The organism is Campylobacter sp. JMF_11 EL3, assembly GCF_027736965.1.
In the GTDB taxonomy this organism is placed as follows: domain Bacteria; phylum Campylobacterota; class Campylobacteria; order Campylobacterales; family Campylobacteraceae; genus Campylobacter_B.
The window spans coordinates 61,228-81,415 of record NZ_JAOVTJ010000001.1 but is presented as its reverse complement, the minus strand read 5'-3'; the positions used below and the strand labels follow the sequence as shown (position 1 = coordinate 81,415).

At 41.0% G+C, this 20,188-nt stretch carries 19 protein-coding genes and 1 tRNA gene; 5 read left to right on the top strand and 15 right to left on the bottom strand.

Annotated features, from left to right (window positions below; genetic code table 11):
* Positions 1 to 2: 2 nt before the first annotated feature.
* The 3 genes from tsf to OFN67_RS00405 form a co-directional block, all read right to left on the bottom strand.
* Entirely contained in the window at positions 3 to 1,061 is a 1,059-nt protein-coding gene (gene tsf, locus OFN67_RS00415; protein ID WP_270868355.1) for a translation elongation factor Ts, read from the bottom strand.
* On the bottom strand, positions 1,061 to 1,855 hold the full coding sequence (rpsB, locus tag OFN67_RS00410) for a 30S ribosomal protein S2 (protein ID WP_270860623.1): 795 nt from the start codon (positions 1,853 to 1,855) through the stop codon (positions 1,061 to 1,063). The genes tsf and rpsB overlap by 1 nt, the downstream gene beginning before the upstream one ends.
* A 436-nt stretch (positions 1,856 to 2,291) precedes the next feature.
* Entirely contained in the window at positions 2,292 to 2,519 is a 228-nt protein-coding gene (locus OFN67_RS00405; protein ID WP_270868356.1) for a hypothetical protein, read from the bottom strand.
* A gap of 176 nt (positions 2,520 to 2,695) precedes the next feature.
* Here OFN67_RS00405 and OFN67_RS00400 point away from each other — a divergent pair, with 176 nt between their 5' ends.
* Entirely contained in the window at positions 2,696 to 2,890 is a 195-nt protein-coding gene (locus OFN67_RS00400) for a hypothetical protein (protein ID WP_270873912.1), read from the top strand.
* A 52-nt stretch (positions 2,891 to 2,942) separates the two neighbouring features.
* Here OFN67_RS00400 and OFN67_RS00395 read toward each other — a convergent pair whose 3' ends face one another.
* The 6 genes from OFN67_RS00395 to mnmG form a co-directional block, all read right to left on the bottom strand.
* On the bottom strand, positions 2,943 to 3,779 hold the full coding sequence (locus tag OFN67_RS00395; protein WP_270868358.1) for a polyphenol oxidase family protein: 837 nt from the start codon (positions 3,777 to 3,779) through the stop codon (positions 2,943 to 2,945).
* Positions 3,743 to 4,366: a riboflavin synthase gene (locus OFN67_RS00390; RefSeq protein WP_270868359.1), complete on the bottom strand. Its 624-nt coding sequence runs from the start codon at positions 4,364 to 4,366 to the stop codon at positions 3,743 to 3,745. Before OFN67_RS00390 ends, OFN67_RS00395 begins: the two co-directional genes overlap by 37 nt.
* Positions 4,367 to 4,420: 54 nt before the next feature.
* On the bottom strand, positions 4,421 to 5,395 hold the full coding sequence (gene bioB / locus OFN67_RS00385; RefSeq protein ID WP_270873911.1) for a biotin synthase BioB: 975 nt from the start codon (positions 5,393 to 5,395) through the stop codon (positions 4,421 to 4,423).
* A 102-nt stretch (positions 5,396 to 5,497) separates the two neighbouring features.
* A complete protein-coding gene (locus tag OFN67_RS00380) occupies positions 5,498 to 5,821 on the bottom strand; it encodes a c-type cytochrome (RefSeq protein ID WP_270859129.1) in 324 nt (107 codons plus the stop codon).
* 108 nt (positions 5,822 to 5,929) lie between these two features.
* Positions 5,930 to 7,492 (bottom strand): cyclic peptide export ABC transporter, encoded by a 1,563-nt coding sequence (locus OFN67_RS00375; RefSeq protein WP_270868362.1) that lies wholly within the window; start codon positions 7,490 to 7,492, stop codon positions 5,930 to 5,932.
* Between the two features lie 577 nt (positions 7,493 to 8,069).
* Positions 8,070 to 9,941, bottom strand: coding sequence for a tRNA uridine-5-carboxymethylaminomethyl(34) synthesis enzyme MnmG (mnmG, locus tag OFN67_RS00370; RefSeq protein WP_270868363.1), 1,872 nt, complete (start codon positions 9,939 to 9,941; stop codon positions 8,070 to 8,072).
* Between the two features lie 91 nt (positions 9,942 to 10,032).
* Between mnmG and OFN67_RS00365 the strand changes: the two genes are divergently transcribed.
* From OFN67_RS00365 to OFN67_RS00350, 4 genes are all read left to right on the top strand, one after another.
* On the top strand, positions 10,033 to 10,518 hold the full coding sequence (locus tag OFN67_RS00365) for a YbaK/EbsC family protein (RefSeq protein ID WP_270868364.1): 486 nt from the start codon (positions 10,033 to 10,035) through the stop codon (positions 10,516 to 10,518).
* A 263-nt stretch (positions 10,519 to 10,781) separates the two neighbouring features.
* On the top strand, positions 10,782 to 12,137 hold the full coding sequence (purB, locus tag OFN67_RS00360; protein WP_270860740.1) for an adenylosuccinate lyase: 1,356 nt from the start codon (positions 10,782 to 10,784) through the stop codon (positions 12,135 to 12,137).
* Between the two features lie 17 nt (positions 12,138 to 12,154).
* Positions 12,155 to 13,558, top strand: coding sequence for an anion permease (locus OFN67_RS00355; protein WP_270868365.1), 1,404 nt, complete (start codon positions 12,155 to 12,157; stop codon positions 13,556 to 13,558).
* 52 nt (positions 13,559 to 13,610) lie between these two features.
* Positions 13,611 to 14,570 carry a helix-turn-helix transcriptional regulator gene (locus OFN67_RS00350; RefSeq protein WP_270868366.1) on the top strand — a complete coding sequence of 320 codons (960 nt, stop codon included), beginning with the start codon at positions 13,611 to 13,613 and terminating at the stop codon, positions 14,568 to 14,570.
* A gap of 14 nt (positions 14,571 to 14,584) precedes the next feature.
* Here the strand turns inward: OFN67_RS00350 and OFN67_RS08045 are convergent, their stop codons facing one another.
* The 6 genes from OFN67_RS08045 to OFN67_RS00325 all read right to left on the bottom strand — a co-directional run bounded on the left by OFN67_RS08045 (position 14,585) and on the right by OFN67_RS00325 (position 20,184).
* On the bottom strand, positions 14,585 to 14,689 hold the full coding sequence (locus tag OFN67_RS08045) for a winged helix-turn-helix transcriptional regulator (protein ID WP_443101022.1): 105 nt from the start codon (positions 14,687 to 14,689) through the stop codon (positions 14,585 to 14,587).
* Between the two features lie 137 nt (positions 14,690 to 14,826).
* Positions 14,827 to 16,224 carry a carbon starvation CstA family protein gene (locus OFN67_RS00345; RefSeq protein WP_270859151.1) on the bottom strand — a complete coding sequence of 466 codons (1,398 nt, stop codon included), beginning with the start codon at positions 16,222 to 16,224 and terminating at the stop codon, positions 14,827 to 14,829.
* Between the two features lie 205 nt (positions 16,225 to 16,429).
* A complete protein-coding gene (locus tag OFN67_RS00340) occupies positions 16,430 to 17,014 on the bottom strand; it encodes a hypothetical protein (RefSeq protein ID WP_270868367.1) in 585 nt (194 codons plus the stop codon).
* Between the two features lie 240 nt (positions 17,015 to 17,254).
* Positions 17,255 to 17,329 (bottom strand) — tRNA-Glu (locus tag OFN67_RS00335).
* A 320-nt stretch (positions 17,330 to 17,649) separates the two neighbouring features.
* Positions 17,650 to 18,324 carry a methionine ABC transporter permease gene (locus tag OFN67_RS00330; protein ID WP_270868368.1) on the bottom strand — a complete coding sequence of 225 codons (675 nt, stop codon included), beginning with the start codon at positions 18,322 to 18,324 and terminating at the stop codon, positions 17,650 to 17,652.
* Positions 18,325 to 18,339: 15 nt separating this feature from the next.
* Complete coding sequence (locus OFN67_RS00325) at positions 18,340 to 20,184, bottom strand: menaquinone biosynthesis decarboxylase (RefSeq protein ID WP_270868369.1); 1,845 nt, start codon at positions 20,182 to 20,184, stop codon at positions 18,340 to 18,342.
* Between the last annotated feature and the right edge of the window lie 4 nt (positions 20,185 to 20,188).

The following is a 20,188-nucleotide window of genomic DNA, read 5'->3' as shown; positions in this document are numbered from 1 at the left end:
TTTTAGCCGATTTGCGCTGCGACTTCTGCTGCGAAGTCATCGACTTTTTTCTCTAAGCCCTCGCCTACTTCGAAGCGGACATATTTTACGATTTCGATTTTGCCACCGAGTTTCTCGGCTGTCTCAGCCACTACTTGCTCGATAGTTTTTTTATCGTCCATTACGAAAAATTGTCCCATAAGCGTAAGTCTTTGATCGATTTGAGTGTTATCGGCGATAAATTTATCGATTTGACCTGGGATAATTTTGTCCCAAATTTGCTCAGGTTTGTTTTGTTTTTTAAGTTCTGCTTTTAAATTCTCAGTCTCAGCTGCCAAAACCTCATCAGTGATTTGAGCGCGTGAGCCATATACTGGGATTTTGTGCAAAGGTTTGCCTAGTCTTACTCTCTCTTCATTGTCTTTTTCTAACTCGCCCACAAGTGCTGCGAATTCTTTTTCGATAAATTCTTTATCCAAATCTTTGTAGCTAATCACGCTTGGTTTCATAGCTGCTGCGTGCATGCAAAGGTTGCGGATTAGATCTTTTGCGCCTTCGGCAGTTTTTTCGCTATCGCAAGCTGCTGCGATGATGACGCCAACACGGCTATTTGAGTGTAAGTATCCTTGGACTACGCCGTTTGCGCCAGCTTTGATGGTTTCAAATCTGCGAACAACCAAATTTTCGCCGATTGTTGCGATTTGAGTTTTTAGGTGATCTTCGAATTTTACGCCGTCAATCACGCTCTCATTTAGCGCTTCTACTGTTTCAATGCTATTTTTTTGGACATGAATAGTGATATTTTTAACCAAATCAATGAAATTTTGGTTTCTTGCGACGAAGTCAGTTTCTGAATTTACCTCGCTGATTGTTGCAGCGTTGCCATTTACTTCGACACATACTAGACCTTCGCTAGCTAGGCGATCTGCTTTTTTCGCAGCTTTGCCAAGACCTTTTTCGCGTAGTAGATCTACGGCTTTTTCCATATCGCCGTTTGTTTCAACTAATGCTTTTTTGCAGTCCATCATACCTGCGCCAGTGCTTTCGCGCAGTTCTTTTACCATTTGTGCTGAAATTTCCATTATTCTGCATCCTCTGCTGTTTCGAAATCTTCTTCGCTCATCGCTTCTTCTACGATTTCATCTTTTTCTTCTTGGCTTACTTCTGCTTTTTCTTCGCTTACTTCGCCGTCTTGATCTCTTAGCGCTTTTCCTTCATTGATAGCCTCAGCCATTTCTTGGCAGAAAAGTTGAACTGAACGAATAGCGTCATCATTACCCGGAATTGGGAAATCTACAACATCAGGGTCGCAGTTTGTATCTAGTGGCGCTACAACAGGGATTTTTAGTCTGTTTGCTTCTGCTACGGCGATTTTTTCTTTTACTACATCGATGACAAAAATCATATCAGGCAAGCTTTTCATATTGCGAATTCCGCCTAGATATTGCTCTAATTTCTCTTTTTTGCGGCGTAGCATTAGGGCTTCTTTTTTTGTTAGAAGGTTGATTGAACCGTCTTCTTCCATAGCTTCGATGACTTCTAGTTTGCGGATTGATTGTTTGATAGTGCTGAAATTTGTTAGCATACCACCTAACCAGCGATGATTTACAAATGGCATTCCACATTTTTCAGCGTATTCACGCAAAGTCGCACCTGCTTGTTTTTTAGTGCCGACAAATAGCACTGTTTTGCCCTCAGCTGCTGCATCGCGAACGACATTGTAAGTGTAGCGGAAGTAGCGGATAGTTTTTTGCAAATCTATGATATAGATACCTTTTCTCTCGCCGAAAATGAATTTTTTCATTTTTGGGTTCCAGCGGCGTGTTTGGTGACCAAAATGAACGCCACATTCTAATAAATCTCTCATTGTAACCATGAGTTTTCTCCTTGTGGGACTAGCCCGAAATTTAGTTTCTTCCTCCGCATTTTTTAGCAAATTTAGGGCTTTTTGGGCGTGAAATTTGCTTTCACAACTTGCCAAATTTGCAACTAAATAAGGATAAATGCGTGTGAAATGAAGTGTGGATTATACTGAAATTATTCTGAAATTAAGATAAATTTTAGTATTTTGCTTTGTAAATTTGCAATGGAATTCAGCCTAGCTTTCACGCCAAATTTGCAATGATAGACGCAATAAGTCTTATCTTTTGCAAATTTTGTGCGAAATCGTCGGCATAACACGACCAAATTTAGATTGCCACCACTTCGTCATTCTGAGCATAGCTTTGCGTAGCGAAGAATCTCAAATTTAAATCTGCAAAAATAATTCAATCCAAAAATTTGCGTAAGCAAATTTTTTCGTAAAATCAAATTTAAAAAAGCGAAAGCTTTTTTAAATTTGTCACGATAAAAGCGTGCAGGGTATGGGGGTTGTTAAGGGGGAAAGGGGCGCTTCGCAAGTCAGCCCCTTTCCCCCTTAAAAAAGCAACTTGCAAAATAATTAAATTTACAAGAATAATTTCGATACCAAATTTGATTAAATTTTTAAATTCACATAATTTTTGGTGGGCAAGGATGCCCACCCTACGATATTCTGACATTTTTCCTTTCGTTAAATAAATACGCAACCACAAAAATAGGCAAACAAATCCAGCAAATAACCACAGAGCCTATATACAAATAATCCCAAAATAAAAAAGCTAAATACACAACAAACAAAGATAAATTTTCAATCCCAAAAAGAATTAAACTCAAATTTGGATTTTTTAAAAATAACTTGCTAAATCCAAATTTTTTGTATCTTTTAAACAACAACCAAAAGCAAATTCCAAAAATCAAACCAAAAATTATCAACAAAATCGCATTTATCCACATTTCATTTTTGCCAATAATCGCTTTTATGGTCGCCGATATGCTCCAAGAAAATACAAAAACCAAAGGCAAAAACAAGATATATCTGATAATTCTATGAATTTTATAACGCCTTTTTTGACTATCTAAATTTTCCACTAAATTCCTTTTAACTAAATCACTACCACAAACCCGCAAAAACGCCCTGTTTGCTTCTCTCTGCGGTATGAGTAAAGCGAATTTTCGCAATGAGTGCAAAATTTGCTAAATTTGAATTTTTTTATGCAAAGTTCGCTAAATTCAGACTTCAACGCCAAATTCATATCAAATTTATCGCCACGCTTAAAGGCATTAAATTCGCCAAGGTCCATTTCGCCCACTTCGTAGCAACTGCCCCTGATATTTGCCCCCACAATCACGCTTAAATCGCAAATTTTCGTGCCGTAAATTTCACTCATTTTATGTGCTGTTTTGGTTACGATTTTTTGCGTAATCCCAGCTCTACCGGCGTGTGCCACGCCCACTGCGCCGCTTTTTTCATCGAGCAGCAAAACAGGCGAACAATCCGCCACCATAACGCACAGCCCCACGCCACGCAAATTTGTAATCATTGCGTCGCACTCGGGGAAAATTTTCACAAATTCGCTTTGCAAATTTTCACTTTTAAATTTGCCAAGTTCAAAAAATTTATCAAATTTCGCCCCAAATTCAGCCATAAATTTTTTATCTACAACGCAAATTTTATCGCTATGGATTTGGTTCATAAAGATTAAATTTCGCAACTCTAAACCCAGCAAATTTGCCAGTTTCAAGCGATTTTTTAGCACACTTTTAAAATCATCGCCAACATGAAAAGCAAGGTTAAATTTGCCAAATTTTCCCAAATTTTCGCCGTTCAAATTTTTCGGCGCAGTATCCTTAAAAATTGCGTTAGCTAAACCAAATTTATCGGTAAAGCCGAATTTAAAGGCATTTAATAAAGGCTTGAAATCAAATTCACCTGATCCCACGACAAACTCTCTTTTTTCTCGCCCACAAAGCCCAAAATTCGCGCTGCGTATCTTGCGAGCAGATCGGTTTCGACATTTACCTTTCGCCCCGTTTTAAACTCGCCAAATAGCGTATCTTTCATAGTTTGCGGGATTATTGTTAGGCGAATTGCGTTAGGCAAGACTTCATTTATGGTAAGGCTAACGCCGTCGATTGCCACGGAGCCTTTGTTTGCGACAAAGGGCATTAAATTTTTTGGCAAATTTATAAAAAAATCATATCCGCTTTTTAGCTTTGTGATTTTTGCGATTTCGCCCACGCCGTCGATGTGTCCTTGCACCAAATGCCCGTCAATGCGATCCCCAAGTCGCATAGCAGGTTCGATATGCACTCTACCTTTGAAATTTTGCGTGGCGATGAGTGCGGCGGTTTCGCTTGAAATCTCCACGACAAAGCCGTCAGCTAAAATTTGCGTTACGCTAAGACACGCACCGTTTATAGCGATACTATCGCCGATATGCTCAGGGCGAAATTTAGCGCGAATTCGAAGCGAATTTCCGCTAAAACTAGCAACTTCGGCGATTTCTCTGATTAGTCCGTTAAACATTTTTTCTCCAAAATTTTTGCGAAATTTTACAAAAAACAGCTTAAATTCGCAAATTTATATCCTAAATCCAAGCGCAGAAACAAGCGCCATATCACCACTTATGCTGTCCCCTGTGGTGGTGAGAAAATCCCCCGTAATCGCCGAATTTACGCCGGAATTTAGCGCTTTTTCGATACTTTTACCTAGCTTTACTCGTCCGCCAGCAAAACGCAGATAAACGCGTGGTAAAATAAAGCGATACACGGCGATTGAGCGTAAAATTTCTTCTTCGCTAAGCGGAGCGCAGTTTTGAAGCGGAGTGCCTAAAATCGGCATTAAAATGTTTATCGGCACGGAGCTTACGCCAAGTTCTCGCAACTCAAACGCCATATCTATGCGGTCTTCCACGCTCTCGCCAAGCCCAAAAATCCCGCCGCTACACACATCAAGCCCGACAGCGTGGCAGTTTTTGATAGTTTGCACTCTATCATCATAGCTGTGCGTGGTGCAAATTCGCGGATAAAACCTGCGTGAAGTCTCTAAATTATGATGATAGGTTTTCACGCCACTATCTTTTAGCTTTTGCAAAGCTTCTTTTGAAGCAAGCCCAAACGAAGCGCAAAGGTGCAAATTCGTCTGCTCTCTTAGCGCACGATAAATTTGCTCGATTTTTGGCATATCTTTGTCATTTTCGCTTATCCCGCGACCACTGGCAACGAGCGAAAAGCGATGAACTTTTGCCTTTTCGTTTTGCCCTGCCATTTGCAAAACGGGCGCCATGTCCAAAAGCGAGTAGATTTCGCAACCTGTTTTAAAATGCGCAGACTGAGCGCAATATTTGCAATCTTCCGAGCATTTGCCAGAACGCGCATTTATAATCGAGCAAAAATTAAATTCATCGCCACAGCAAATTTGCCTAATCTCATTTGCCGCGCTCAAAAGTGCGTCCAAATCGCTAGTTTTGGCTAAATTTAATGCTTCATTTTTGCTTAAACACTCACCGGCGATAGCCTTGTTTTTCATCTCGTTTATAAAATTTAAATCGCTCATAAAAGCTCCAAATTTCGAAATTTCAAGGATTATAAATTTGATTAAATTAAAAAAGCCTGACGCGGGGGGACACGCCAGGCTAGAATTGATTAAAAAGGGGGATTATTTTTTGCTTTCGATGAAATCAGCCAATGCTGCGATTGACTCGTCATCTAGTGTTGCGACTTGGCCTTTCATTACGCCAGCCATGCCGTATTTGCCCTTACCGCCGTCGCCGACAGTGCCTTCTTTGTAGCCTTTGACACTAGCGATAATATCGTCTTTTGCAAGTGTGTTTAGCGCTGGAACTTTACCGCCTAGGTAAGGTTTATCAGCGTTTGCGCCGTGGCATGCTGCGCATTTTTTGAATAGCGCCTCTCCGTCAGCAGCAAAAGCACTTGAACTAATTGCCGCTAATGCAGCACATGCGATGAAAACTTTTTTCATTTTCGATCCTTTCAGTTAAATTGCGTGTGAAGTATAATCTAAATTTTGTAAATTAAAATTAAATTTTTATCAAAGAAAAATTAATCCGACAAAATTTATAGCGAAATTTCAGCGAATTTGCGAAATTTCGCCCCCGCTCATTTTATAAATTTTATCTGCCACGCCGAAATATTTATCATCGTGGCTTATCGCAAATATCGTGTATCCGCGCTCTTTGAGCCTTGGGATTATGCACTCGTAAAAGTGCGCGCGAAAGTGCGGGTCTTGATCTGCTGCCCACTCATCGAGCATAATAAATTTACGCCCCTCGCTTAGCGCAGCCGCGAGTGCTAGGCGTTTGCGCTGACCTGCGGAGAGATTTGTGGTGCTAAATTTGCCTCCTTCGATACTGACCTTTTGCGAAATTTCCATGATCTCTAACCACTCGCGCGCAGTGTTTTCATCGCCCACGATATAATCAAACAGATAAAAATCGCTAAAAACCGCGCTTATGTTGTTGCTATACGCGCGAAGCTCATCGGCGCATATAGCGCGCTCATCGGCGCGTATTTCGCCACTTTGTGCGCCATAAAGCCCAGATAAAATCATAAACAGCGTCGATTTGCCGCTGCCGTTTTCGCCGACTAAAAACACGACCTCGCCCGAATTTATGGCTAAATTTAGGTTTTTCACGCCAAATTTGCCGTTTTTATAGGTAAAGCTTACATTTTTTAATTCGAGTTTTTCCCACGCAGGCAAATTTTGGATTTCAAATCCCGCCACATGCGGATCTAGCCCTAATTCCTCGATTTTTTGGTAAGCGATTTTGGCGCGCAAAATGCTCGGGAAAGAGAAAACGAGCATCATCAGTGGCGCGCGCAAAAATAATATCGTAAGTGCGATTGTTACGGCGTTTGCGAGAGCTTGCGCGCCACCGTTTAGCCCCCAAAACAGCACCACGCCCACAGCGCCTAGCATCATCACACTCATAAAATTCCCCGCAAACGCCTGATAAACCTGCGCTTTTAGCGAGGTTTGGCGCAGATTGTTTGCGTTTGGGATAAACTCATTTTCGTAAAGATAGCGCGCTTTTTTTATGTTTAGCGAGAGCTCCTTGTGCCCCTCGATTGCCTTAGAATAGTTCTTGTAAAGCTCGTCCTCGTTTTTGCGGTAAGCGTCGAAATTTTGCATTACTTTGCGCATGATTAGCTGGTTTAAAATCATCAGCGCGCCAATCCACACGAACAAAAACAAAAACATTTTCGGCGAAATGTAAATCGTATAAATTCCAGCGAACACGACCGTCATACCGCCCTGGATTAGCTCGCTAATGCGCATAAATCCGTCAGTCAGGCGCGAAATATCAGAGCTCAGCGACGCCAGCAAATTCGCCTTTGACGCGGCCTCTATGCGTTCAAATTTGGTATCGATTATCTGTTTGATGACCTTTGAGCGCAGGTTGAAGACGAAGTTGTTCTCAATCACGCAAAGCACGGCGCGCGAAGCGACTGATAGAGCCAAAAACAGCACCAAAAGCCCAAAAAACATAAAAATTAGCGAGGTCGTTTTCTCGCCCTCGCCTAGCAAATATTTGTTGATAAACGCCAAAATCGCGATTCCAGCGCCACTATAAACGGCGTTAAAGATAATCATTAGCAAAATTTGCTTGCCAAAACCTTTGTAGTGTTTCAAAATTTTGTCCTTAAATTTGTTTAATCGCGGAATTTAAGCACAAAAAATTTTATAAATTTTAAATTTGGTAAATTTGAAATTTTAAAATTTCACATTTCGCTAGCGCAACCCCCAAACACTGCCCAGAAATTTACTCGCAATGACACGAAATTTGCGCACTTTAAATTTTAAAGTCGTAGATTGCTTCGTCAAGGCTACGCCTTTCCTCGCAATGACAAATTAGGCAAAATTTGTATAATATGTCATTGCGAGAATTTTGCGTTAGCAAAATTCGTGGCAATCTACGACTTTAAAATTCCTTACGCTAAATTTGCTGTCATTGCGAGAAAACGAAGTTTTCGAAGCAATCCAGTAAAATTTAAATTCAAAATTCTACTTAAATTTGACATTGAACGATTTTTAAAATTTTAAAATTTATTTAGAAATTTTTTGTAAGGGGGAAGGGGGCTTGAATTGCGAGGTCGCTCCCCTTCCCCCTTACCAACCCCCACCCCTGCAAAACCTTAGAAGTGGCTAAATTTAAAGCTTCGCTTTAAATTTAGCTGGTTTTATTTTACGGAAATGCTTCGCATTTCCTTTATTTTTTCCCACGCATTTTGATATAAATGTGCAAAATATCAATCGCGGCAGGTGTTACACCTGAAATCTCACTTGCAGCAAACAGCGTCGGCGGAGCAAATTTTTCTAGCTTTTCGACTACTTCGTTGCTAAGCCCGCTAACCGCGCGAAAATCGAAGTCCGCAGGGATTTTCACACTTAGCATATCCTTCATTTTATCGATACTGGCGCGCTGTTCGGCGATGTAGTGTTTGTATTTGCACTCGACTAAAATTTGCTCCAAACTCTCATCGCAAAATCCCGCAAAAATCGGATCAAGCGACTTTAATTTCTCTTTTGTAAAGCTCTTTCTGGCTACGATTTTTTGCAGGCTTACATTTTGGCTTATCGGCTCTTCACCAAGTTCTGCTAAAAACGCCAAATTTGCCTTGTTTGGTGTGAGTTCTTTGGCCTCTAAAAACTCCACGCCAGCCCTCGTCTCGCCCTCAATCTTGCAAATTTTGCTATAAATTTCATCATCAATCAGCCCTATTTCATGCCCGTATTTGCCAAGGCGCAAAATCGCGTTATCCTCGCGCAAAAGTAGTCTAAACTCGGCGCGCGAAGTGAACATGCGGTATGGCTCTTTCGTGCCTTTGGTGACCAAATCATCAATCAGCACGCCGATGTAGGCCTCATCACGGCGCAAGATTAGCGGCTCTTTGGCGCGCACAGCAAGACCAGCATTAATGCCTGCCATAAGCCCCTGCGCCCCAGCCTCCTCGTAGCCTGTGGTGCCATTAATCTGTCCGCCAAGATACAGCCCCGAGACCTTTTTGCACTCCAAAGAGTGTTTGAGTTCGGTAGGATCGACATAATCGTATTCGATAGCGTATCCTGGGCGCACGATTTTGGCATTTTCAAAGCCCTTAATCGAGCGGATAAATGCTACTTGCACATCATAAGGAAGCGAAGTCGAAAGGCCATTGACATAATACTCGCTAGCCTGCGCAGTCTGGGGCTCGACGAAGACATGGTGGCGCTCTCTATCTGGGAATTCATAAATTTTGGTTTCTATGCTAGGGCAATACCTTGGTCCCGTGCTTGAAATTTGCCCAGTAAACATCGGCGCGCGGGCGAAATTTGAGCTGATTATCTCGTGGGTTTTTTCGTTTGTGTAGGCGATGTAGCATGGAAGCTGATTTGGCGCGAAATTTTCGGTGCGGAAGCTAAATGGCTTTGGATTTTCGTCGCCGTCTTGACGCTCCAAGACGCTAAAATCAATTGTTTTTGCATCAATTCTAGGGCAGGTGCCGGTTTTGAGCCTGCCCATTTTTAGCCCGAAAGATTTGAGCGAATTTGAGAGATTTTTCGATGGTAATTCGCCCACGCGCCCCGCTTCTATGGTGCTTTCGCCCACATGCACAAGGCCGTTTAAAAATGTGCCAGTGGTGATAACGACCTTTTTGGCGGTGTATTCGTTGCCAAGGTGGGTTTTCACGCCTCGCACGATGATTTCATCATCACGATTTTCGCTTAAAATCTCGGTTGCGATTTCTTGCGTGAGCTCCAAATTTGGCGTGTTTAAAAGCAAATTTCGCATATAAATGCGGTATTTATCCATATCGATTTGCGCGCGCGAACCACGCACAGCTGGGCCTTTGCTCTCGTTTAGTATGCGAAATTGAATACCGCACTCATCGGTGGTGCGCCCCATTTGACCCCCAAGAGCGTCGAGTTCTTTGACCAAATGCCCCTTAGCTAGGCCTCCGATTGCAGGATTACAGCTTGCAGCGCCTAATTGCTCGACTAAAATCGTAATCAAAAGTGTGCGCACGCCCATTTTCGCGCTTGCTAGCGCAGCCTCGATTCCAGCGTGTCCGCCGCCTATAACTATCACATCATAATTCATATTTTTCCTTTAAAATTTTGCGTGCGATAGTATCAAAAACTCTATGAAATTTTGGTAAAATTGAGCTTTTAAAATTTAAAAAGGATTGAAAATGAGCGAGAAAATTTTTAATAAAATCGTTGAAATTTTAGAGGCTAACGGGGCGAAATTTCGCGTAGTAACTCACGATAGCGTAGGCACTAGCGCAGAGGTTGCCAAAGCAAGAGGCACCGAGCTTGGACAGGGCGCAAAGGCTCTAATTTGCACCCTAAAAGGTGGCGGAGAAAAAATCTATGCCCTAGCCGTGCTTCCAGCCGATATGCAAGCGGATTTAAGTGCGCTAGCAAGGGCGTTTGAGCGAAATCGCGCTAGCCTAGTATCGCCAGCAGAGGGGTTGGAGCTAAGTGATTGCGTTTTTGGCTCTGTGCCGCCGTTTAGCTTCCACGAAAAGCTAGTTTTAGTCTGCGACCCTGCGCTTTTTACGCGATATGACGAAATCGCATTTAACGCAGGCTTGCTCGATCACTCGGTGATTTTAGACGCGAAAGATTACCAAAAAATCGCAAATCCAAAGCTGGTAAAATTCGCTAAAATTTAGCCAAATCAAAATTTGGCTTTTTTTAAATTTAAACGGACGAATTTTGACACTATTTTTAAAATTATTCCCTAAATTTGGGCTTAAATTTAAATAAATCAAATTTAGCCAAATTTCAGAAAATTCCTAAAACAGCGCACTTTTTTAAATCAAAATTTCACTAACGCAAATTTTTTAAAATCCAAACGGACAATTTCTGACATTTTTATTCAGTAAAATTTTGCCAAGAAAATTAGAAAAACAAATTTCTTTTTAAGGAGTGCAAAATGGCATCAGGTGTAGTAGATAGTAGAGTTTTTAGAGTTATGTTCGTCAGCGAAGAGATGAGAAAGATTTTCAGCGACGAAAACAAAGCGCAAAAATGGCTAGATACCGAAGCTGCTCTTGCAAGAGCGCAAGCAAAACTAGGCATTATCGAGCCAAGACGCGCCGAGCAAATCACAAAATTTGCCAAAGCCGAGCTTTTAGATTTGGACGCGATAGGTGAAAACTACAAAAGCTCTATCACAATCGTTCCTTTGCTAAAAGAATTTAAAAAGGTCTTTGATGACGATAGTGGCGAATTTGTGCATTGGGGTGCGACAAGCCAAGATATTATGGATAATGGTATGGTTTTGCAAATCAAAGAAGCTTTGCCGCTTATCAAAAAACTTTTGGAAAAAACCTACAAAGAGGCATTGAGAATTTCAGCCGAGCACAAAAACACAGTTATGGCTGGTAGAACGCATGTAATACACGCTTTGCCTATTACATTTGGTTTTAAAACTGCAATGTGGGCGCAAGAAATTCGCAGAAGCCTTGATAGATTAAAAGAGATTACTCCAAGAGTTTTAGTTGGTCAATTAAGCGGTGCAGTCGGCACTATGGCAAGCCAAGAGGGCAAAGGCTTAGAAATGCAAAAGCTTATGATGGAGGATTTGGGCTTAAATATCCCTGTGATTTCATGGCACCCAAGCAGAGATCACATGGCTGAGTATGTATCTACGCTAGCGATAATCGCAGGGACAATCGGACGCATCGCAAGAGAAATTTTAAGTCTTCAAAGAACTGAAATTTGCGAGGTTGAAGAGCCGTTTTTCATGGGAAAAGTAGGAAGCTCTACTATGCCACACAAACGAAATCCGCAAGTTTGCGAAGGCGTAATCGCTCTAACTAAAATTGTCCGCGCACAAGCTCCTTTAATGGTAGAGGCTATGGAGTGCGAAAACGAGCGCGACTGGGGTTGCGAGGCGGTCGAGTGGGACGCAATTCCAAAAAGCTCTATTTTAATCGCAGGTGCGCTTGAAAAAATCAACGACATTTTAGAAAATTTACTTGTTTATCCACAAAATATGAAAAGAAATCTTAATGCACTAAAAGGCGCAATGCTAAGCGAAGCCGTAATGCTACACCTAGGCGAAAAGCTTGGTCGTTTAACTGCGCACGAAATCGTTTATGAAGTTTGTATGAAAGCCTTCACAGACGGCAAACCAGTAATCGACGATCTTTTAGAGCGCGAAGAGGTTAGTAAATATTTCACAAGAGCAGATTTAGAAGAAATCATGCAACCTGAAAAATATGTCGGATTGAGTGCTACTTTTGTAGATAGAGTTATCGAAGATAGTAAAAAATACTTCGGATAAATTAAAAAGGATAAGCTATGAATAAGCTTACAAAAGGAATTCTAGTCATTGTCGTCGGAATACTTATATGGTTTTGTCCGCACCCTGAGGCTGTGAGCGATCAAGCATGGCATCTTTTTGCCATAGTTTTTGCCACAATTTTAGGTCTTATCTTACAACCGCTTCCAATCGGAGCGGTTGCCTTTATCGGTGTTACGGTTACGATTTTAACTAAAACGATGAAACCAGCAGAAGCATTGGCTGGTTTTGGGAATTCGACTATTTGGTTGATCGTAAGCGCGTATATGATAGCGCGCGGATTTATTAAAACAGGGCTTGGTAGGCGCATTGCTTATAAAATCATCTCGCTTTTGGGAGATAGCACCTTAAAGCTAGGTTACTCCATCGTCATAAGTGATGCGGTTATCAGCCCTGCTATGCCAAGTAGCGGTGCTAGGGCTGGTGGAATTTTATTTCCGATTGTAAATTCATTAGCTAAGGCGTTAGGTTCTGAGCCTGATGAGGGAAGCAGAAAAAAGGCGGGAGCATATTTTATGCAAACGCTTTGGCAAGGAAACACCATTACAAATGGTATGTTTCTAACCTCTATGGCAGGAAACCCGCTGATTGCAAGCTTAGCGTTAAGCTCATTTGGTGTGGAGATTAGCTGGACATTGTGGGCACTTGGTGCGATAGTTCCTGCGATTTGTTCGCTTATAATAATCCCCTTTGTGCTTTATAAAATTTATCCGCCTGAAATAAAGGCGTTTCCGCAAGGCAAGGAAATCGCAAAAGCCGAACTTGCAAAAATCGGACCTATGCAAAAAAGTGAAAAATGTATGCTAGGCGTTTTTATCGGCTCATTGCTTTTATGGGCAACCGGCACCCTAACAGGTATAAATGCGACCAATGTCGGTATGATAGCGGTTTGTGTTATGGTTGCTTTAAAAATTTTAGAGTGGAACGATGTCATCGGCGAAAAAGGCGCATGGGATACGCTAATGTGGATGGGTGCGCTAATCGCACTTGCAGGCGGTTTAAATAAACTTGGCTTTATCAAGTGGTTTTCAGACACCGTCGCAGGCGGTATGGGCGATATAAACTGGATTTTGATAATGGGAATTTTGCTTTTAATCTATGTTTATTCGCACTATTTATTTGCTAGTTTAACAGCACACATTACTGCGATGTATGCGGCTTTTGGTGCAGTTGCTATCGCAGCGGGAGCTCCTGCTGTTTTCGTAGCGCTTGTGTTTGCTTATGCAAGCAATCTCATGATGCCAATCACCCACTACGGCGGTGCTCCTGGACCGATAATCTTTGGTGCAGGTTATAACACCCAAAACGAGTGGTGGAGGCTAGGATTTATCACAACTCTAATAAATCTGTTTATTTGGACGGTAATAGGCGGAATTTGGTGGAAAGTTCTAGGTTTATGGTAAAATAAAAGAGCGGATTTTTCCGCTCTTTTTAATTTTTAAATTTGGATTTTTCATGGCAAATAAAAAAGTTTTTGAAATTTTGGAATTGCTTAAAGATTTCGTTAGCGGAAAAGAGATAATCATCGAGGATTATGCCCTACAAACAGGCATTTCAACCCGCACAGCCAGAAGATATGTAAAAGATCTGCGAGAGATTTTTGGCGAAGAATTTATCGCAAAACTCGCCAAAGGAAGCTATATCTGCAAAAATACAGAATTTTTCAAAACCTTTATCAGCCCCAACAAATACCAAAACGAAAGCGAAAAACTCATAGATTTGCTCCATATCATAAATCCCGGATTTAGTAAATTTTTGCCCTCAGCGCACAAAAAAGTCGATGAAAAACTCGAAAAAGAGCTAAGCGAAATTTTTTTAATAAAAGGCTCGCCACACGAAAAAACGCCGAATTTAGATATTTTTGCCAAACTTCAACAAGCGATTAAATTTAAAAAATATACAAATTTAAAATACGATAATGAAATTTTAAAAAATGTAAAAATTTTAAAGCTTATTTATTCAAAGGGAAATTGGTCTGTCGCAACGCTCAGGGATTGCGATAAAAACAGCGGTTTCGAGGTTTTAAGAGTAAATTTTATAGATGAGATTAGGTTGCTTAAAAACACTTTTTATACCGACAAATACACAGAAAATTTTATACAAAATTTAGAAACATTTTTTGACGGATACAGAGCCGAGCCGTTTTTGGCACGAGTGGCTATCTCGCCAAAAGTGGTTAAATTTTTCGAGAAAAAGACATTTTTTGCTTCACAAAAAATCACCGATGAAATTTTGGAAAATTTATGGCGAGTGGTCGAATTTACCATAAGTAGCGATGATATGCTAATGCCACTAGCAAGGCGTTGGTTTCCTGATTTTGTAATACTTTCGCCGAAATCAACAAGGGATAAATTTGATAAATTAATTATGGATTATCTAAAATTTGGGAAAAATTTAGATAGGCTAAATTTGTAAATTTAGCCTAAATTTCACTCGCTCTTCATTTGCGCTTGCGCCCAGAGATAGAGCGATTCAAGTGCTGGGATTAGCGTTTTACCACGACTTACGAGAGTGTATTCGACCGTAGGGGGTATGGTAGGATACTATTTAGCTACAAAAACGCTCAAATTTTAATGCAAAGCTTCGATTTGGCAGATTTCACTCGTGCAGTAGAACAAATTTTAAAAAATGGATAAAATTTAAAAAAGGGGCAAAATTTGCCCCTTATGGATTATTCTTCGCTAACTTTTTTGAGTCTGAAAAATAGTAGCAAGATAACGATAGTGCCGATGATACCAGCCGCTGTCGCGATAGTCATAGGCATGTTAAAGCCGATTTTCGCATTTACAAGGTAAGCGATTACGACATTTGACATAAAAATCGCTGGGATCAAAGTAACCCAGAAGAATTTACCTCTGCGATATAGGTAAGCTGACGCTGCCCATAGCATGATAGTCGCAGTTGTTTGGTTCGCCCAACCAAAATATCTCCAAATGATACCAAAGTCGATTTGAGATAGACCGATACCGATAGCAAATAGCGGAACGGCAATGAAAAGTCGTTTTACGATATCTCTTTGTGGCATTTTGAAAAAATCAGCGATAATCAAACGAGCCGCACGGAACGCAGTATCGCCAGATGTGATAGGCAAAATAACGACACCAAGAACCGCAATGATACCACCAACAGGTCCAAGAAGTGTTTTTGAGATCTCATGGACTACTTGTGCTGGGTTACCAGCTGCTGCAAGAGCCTCTCTGGTCTCATAGAAGCTTAGACCAAGTGTGCACCAAATAAGACCAATAATACCCTCGCCAATCATTGCGCCGTAGAAAACCATTCTACCTGATTTTTCGTTTTGGATACATCTAGCCATAAGCGGTGATTGTGTAGCGTGGAAGCCTGAAAGCGCACCACAACTAATAGTAACGAAAAGCAATGGCCATAGTGGAAGGTCTTTTGGATCCATATTTACGAAGAAATTTAGACCCTCTGGATAGAAGCTTCTGCCACTAACGATAAATCCGACAGTAAGACCAACTGACATGAAAATCAGCAAAGCACCGAATATCGGATAGAATCTACCGATGATTTTATCGATTGAAAATAGTGTCGCGATAAAGTAGTAAGCAAAAATGATGATTACCCAAATACCAGCTTCCATACCTGTAATGCCTTTAAGAAGGCCAGCAGGACCAGTTGTGAAAACAACACCAACGAGCACGAGCAATACAAGAGCGAAAATATTCATAAAATGTTTCGCCCAGTTTCCTAACTGCACACCTACGACGGTAGGGATAGAAGCACCGTTTGCGCGCACGCTCAACATACCAGAAAAGTAGTCATGCACAGCACCTGCTACAATCGTTCCGATGACGATCCATAGCATAGCCACAGGACCATAAAGCGCACCCATAATCGGACCAAATACAGGTCCAAGACCGGCGATGTTTAGGATTTGGATCAGATAGATTTTCCAATCTGACATTTTGACATAATCCACGCCATCGGCCATGTCATGCACAGGAGTTTTGCGCTCAGCACTGGCACCAAAAACACTTTCTACGAATTTTCCGTATGTAAAAAACGCTCCAATCAGAAGCGCTACACAAAAGAAAAACCAAAGCATTTTTGCCTCCTCGAAAAAGAATTCAAAACAAAAAAAATTGTTTGTAAAATTGTATATAATGTTACATAAATTTAATTTGAATTTATGTAATATTTACAAATAATATTGCTTAAAATTTGGAAAAAATGTGATTTTTATGTGATTTTTGTTTAATTTTGTTAATGGGTGAATTTGAAATGATTTCAACACAACCATAGCCAATACTCTACTTCTTAAAATTTTTACTATTTTTAAAATTTAATAGAATTATTATTCCCATAAACAAACCAATAAAAATACAAAATATTCCAATAGGAAAAAACAGCGAAAAAATCATTATCCAAAAATAGTTACTCAATTTAGAATTTAGTTGCAACACATAATCTCTCACTCCAAATGGCTCCTGTGCAACCCATGCCGTAAAATAAATATTTAGTAGCATATAACCAAAAATTAAGCCTATTAAAACAATAAAAATATCCTTTGGCTCAATCATGCTTGATATGCGCTCTGATTTTAAATTAATAGAAAAAAATATAGAACACAAATAAAGCGAAAATGCAATAAGCCATATCCATAATGCACTTACATAAAATTCTGTAACTTGTGGCATTTTGCTAACATTTGCAAATATTTCTATATTCGGAAAAATATGCTTCATAAAACTCACAAAATTAGCGCATAATTCACTTTTACTTAAAATATCGCTTGGTAGAAAAAATACCATTGCAGAAATCACCGGATGAGCAAGTAAAAAGTTAATCAAAAACTTGCCTCTGATATTATTTTTTTCATTATCTAGTTTTTTCAAAACAGTTGTCCTTATCAATATTTGAAATACTACTACTTTCAAACTAAATTTATACCCAAATAATCAAGCATCTCTCTTTGCCCAATATTTTAAAATATCAAATTTAAACCTATGTAACAAGTAAATTTAAATTTGTAAATTAACAAAATGATTATAATATAAAAGCAAAAAGAACAAGTGCGTGAATATTATTGTTTAGGAACTAATCATAAATATGAAGAAATGATTAAAAATTAAAACTGGTGACCCATAGGAGACTCGAACTCCTGTTACCGGCGTGAGAGGCCAGTGTCCTAACCGCTAGACGAATGGGCCACAAAAAATAAGAAATACGATTTTACCCAAAGGATTATAAATTTTAGATAAAATTGAAAGCAAATTTGCGCTAAATTTCAAATTTTAAGTTAAATAGCTAAAATTTAAATCAAATTTTGAAATTTGGCGCGGAAATGAACAGCCCGCCAAGACAGCGTATGAAAACAGCACAAATTTCTCTCAAATCAACCTAAATTTACGCACAAATTCAAATCCAACGAGCAAATTTTAAATACAAATTCTGCGGGCAAATTTAGCACAAATCAAATTCACAATTTCAAATTCACTCAAATTCTACAAGCAAACTTAACGCAATTTCCTTATTTTTTCGTGATTTTATATAGCAGATTTCCCACGCTTTGGATAATCTGCACGACTACTATCAAAATCACGACCGTATAAGCCATAATATCAGGGCGAAAACGCTGAAATCCATACCTAATCGCCACATCGCCTAGTCCGCCGCCACCAACCGTGCCAGCCATAGCCGTAAATCCGATAATCACAATCAAAGTAAGCGTAATCGCGTTTATTATCGCAGGCAGTGCCTCGACGAACATCACACGGAAGATTATCTGTGACTTACTCGCCCCGAAGCTCTTCGCAGCCTCGATTACACCGGGATCGACCTCGACTAACGCATTTTCGATTAGACGCGCGATAAATGGCGCAGAACCGATTGTTAGAGGCACAATCGCCGCCGTGGTGCCGATACTCGTGCCTACGAGCATTTTCGTAAATGGAAACAGCACGATTAGCAGGATAATAAACGGGAAACTTCGCAAGATATTCACCACGATATCAAGCACCGCGTATAGCGAGCGGTTTTCGTATAGCCCGCCAGCGCGCGTGAGTACCAGCACGATAGCCAGCACGCTACCTAGCAAAAACGCCAAAAATGTCGATACGAAGGTCATATACAGCGTATCTCGCGTCGCTTCTAACAAAAGCGAAGTAATCTGTGAATTAAAAAATCCCTGTATGCTCTCAAACATTTCCAATCTCCAAATTTAAACTATCTCAAATTTATGCCAAAACTCTTCGTCGCGCTCGATAAGCCCCCTAGCTACCAGAGTTTCTAGCACTTCGCGCGAACACAGCGTCTCGCCCGGCCACTGCCTATCATACCCGTCCTGTGCGCCCTTGCTAGTAGCGTCGATTCCGATATGCTCGCCATTTATAAAAACATCGCGCAGAGCGTCGATATTATTCACCACACGCCAAAGGCTCATATACAGGTTGTTTGGGTCGTTTTTCTCATCTGTGAAAATCAAAATTTTAAAATTCGCCCCAGCTTCCTTGCAAAGCAGTTCAAAGGTCTCCCTCACACTCGAAGATTTTTTCAAATTCACAAGCACAAAGGGATTTTTGCACTCGGTAAAGTGCTGCGCTAGGGAGACTACATCTTTTTTGATACTATGAAAGCTCTCCAACAAATCCTCATCGCTAAGCACCTGTGGCGCAGGACTCGCGCTAGGCTGCGAAACATCAACGCCAAGCTTACCGCCAAAGCACGCATTTGGGCTAGCGTGATCTAGCTGATCGCACACACCCTCGCTAAATGTGAGCGATCTAGGCGAAATCCTATCAAGGATAAATTTTGTTAGCGCCCTGTAATCGCCCAAATTTGGCGCATCTTCACCCACAAAAATCGCGTGTTTTACGAAGCTCATCTGCCCCACACCCCAAAATGCGTGCATAAGCTGTTTAGCGTGCGCTGGGTAGCGAGAGTGAAATTTAGCCAAAATTAGGTTATGGAAAACCCCATTTTCAGGCATACGATAATCAATCAAATCAGGCGCGCTCGTGCGAAAAAGTGGCAAGAAAATGCGCTCCGTGGCGTATCCCATAAATTTATCTTCTAGTGGCGGTTTGCCCACGACCGTGGCGGCAAAAATCGGATTTGTCTTGTGCGTGATAGCCTCCACTCTCATCACCGGAAACGGCAAAATCGGCGTATAAAAGCCCGTATGATCGCCAAATGGCCCCTCATCGCACATCTCGCCAGGCTCCACGAAGCCCTCTATCACGAAATCCGCATCATGCGGGACATAAATATCGTTTGTGATAGACTTGACTAGGCAGGCTGGCTCTTTGCGGATAAATCCATAAAGCAAAAGCTCGAAAACGCCCTTTGGCAGTGGCGCTTGACCGCACCAGATATACAGCGGATCGCCACCGATCGCCACTGATACTGGCATTTTGCGCCCAGCGCGCGCGTATTCGTGATATAAATGCGCGCCGTCTTTGTGGATTTGCCAGTGCATGCCAAGGCGGTTTTTATCATAGACTTGCAAGCGATACATGCCCAAATTTTGAGTATCTCCGTTTAAATCTTTCGTATAAACCTGCCCCATAGTGATAAACGCTCCGCCGTCGTTTTTCCAAGTTTTTAGGATAGGAAGCGAGCTCAAATCGACATCCGCGCCAGTATGCACGACCTGCTGACACTCGCCCTGCACTTTTTTTCTTTTTGTAAAAACCTTGCGAAGCGAAACGAGATATGAGAGAAAATCTATTTTTTCTTTAAAATTCTTTGGTTTTTTTGGCTTCAAAAGCGCTTCAATTTCGCCTGCGATTTCCTCTACTTCACGGCCTAAAATCAAATTTAGCGCCTCGAAACTCCCAAAAACATTTGTCAGCACCGGCGCAAATTTCGCCCCAGATGAATTTGTCGGATTTAAAAAAAGCAGAGCTTGCGAATTTGGCTTTTTCACCTCGATATAGCTGATATGAGCGATTTCTAAATCTATATCGCAAGGCTCAGCGATAATGCGCAAAAGCCCAGCCTTGTGGAGTTTGTGAATCCAAGGATTGCTTGTAATGAGATTTTCTATATTTTCTACACTTTTCATTCAC

What these genes read in the sequence shown, in the direction of transcription:
- tsf (WP_270868355.1), bottom strand. Translation starts at nt 1,061, where the DNA reads ATGGAAATTTCAGCACAAATGGTAAAAGAACTGCGCGAAAGCACTGGC.
- rpsB (WP_270860623.1), bottom strand. Translation starts at nt 1,855, where the DNA reads ATGGTTACAATGAGAGATTTATTAGAATGTGGCGTTCATTTTGGTCAC.
- OFN67_RS00405 (WP_270868356.1), bottom strand. Translation starts at nt 2,519, where the DNA reads ATGTCAGAATATCGTAGGGTGGGCATCCTTGCCCACCAAAAATTATGT.
- OFN67_RS00390 (WP_270868359.1), bottom strand. Translation starts at nt 4,366, where the DNA reads ATGTTTAACGGACTAATCAGAGAAATCGCCGAAGTTGCTAGTTTTAGC.
- bioB (WP_270873911.1), bottom strand. Translation starts at nt 5,395, where the DNA reads ATGAGCGATTTAAATTTTATAAACGAGATGAAAAACAAGGCTATCGCC.
- OFN67_RS00380 (WP_270859129.1), bottom strand. Translation starts at nt 5,821, where the DNA reads ATGAAAAAAGTTTTCATCGCATGTGCTGCATTAGCGGCAATTAGTTCA.
- mnmG (WP_270868363.1), bottom strand. Translation starts at nt 9,941, where the DNA reads ATGAATTATGATGTGATAGTTATAGGCGGCGGACACGCTGGAATCGAG.
- OFN67_RS00365 (WP_270868364.1), top strand. Translation starts at nt 10,033, where the DNA reads ATGAGCGAGAAAATTTTTAATAAAATCGTTGAAATTTTAGAGGCTAAC.
- purB (WP_270860740.1), top strand. Translation starts at nt 10,782, where the DNA reads ATGGCATCAGGTGTAGTAGATAGTAGAGTTTTTAGAGTTATGTTCGTC.
- OFN67_RS00355 (WP_270868365.1), top strand. Translation starts at nt 12,155, where the DNA reads ATGAATAAGCTTACAAAAGGAATTCTAGTCATTGTCGTCGGAATACTT.
- OFN67_RS00350 (WP_270868366.1), top strand. Translation starts at nt 13,611, where the DNA reads ATGGCAAATAAAAAAGTTTTTGAAATTTTGGAATTGCTTAAAGATTTC.
- OFN67_RS00345 (WP_270859151.1), bottom strand. Translation starts at nt 16,224, where the DNA reads ATGCTTTGGTTTTTCTTTTGTGTAGCGCTTCTGATTGGAGCGTTTTTT.
- OFN67_RS00330 (WP_270868368.1), bottom strand. Translation starts at nt 18,324, where the DNA reads ATGTTTGAGAGCATACAGGGATTTTTTAATTCACAGATTACTTCGCTT.
- OFN67_RS00325 (WP_270868369.1), bottom strand. Translation starts at nt 20,184, where the DNA reads ATGAAAAGTGTAGAAAATATAGAAAATCTCATTACAAGCAATCCTTGG.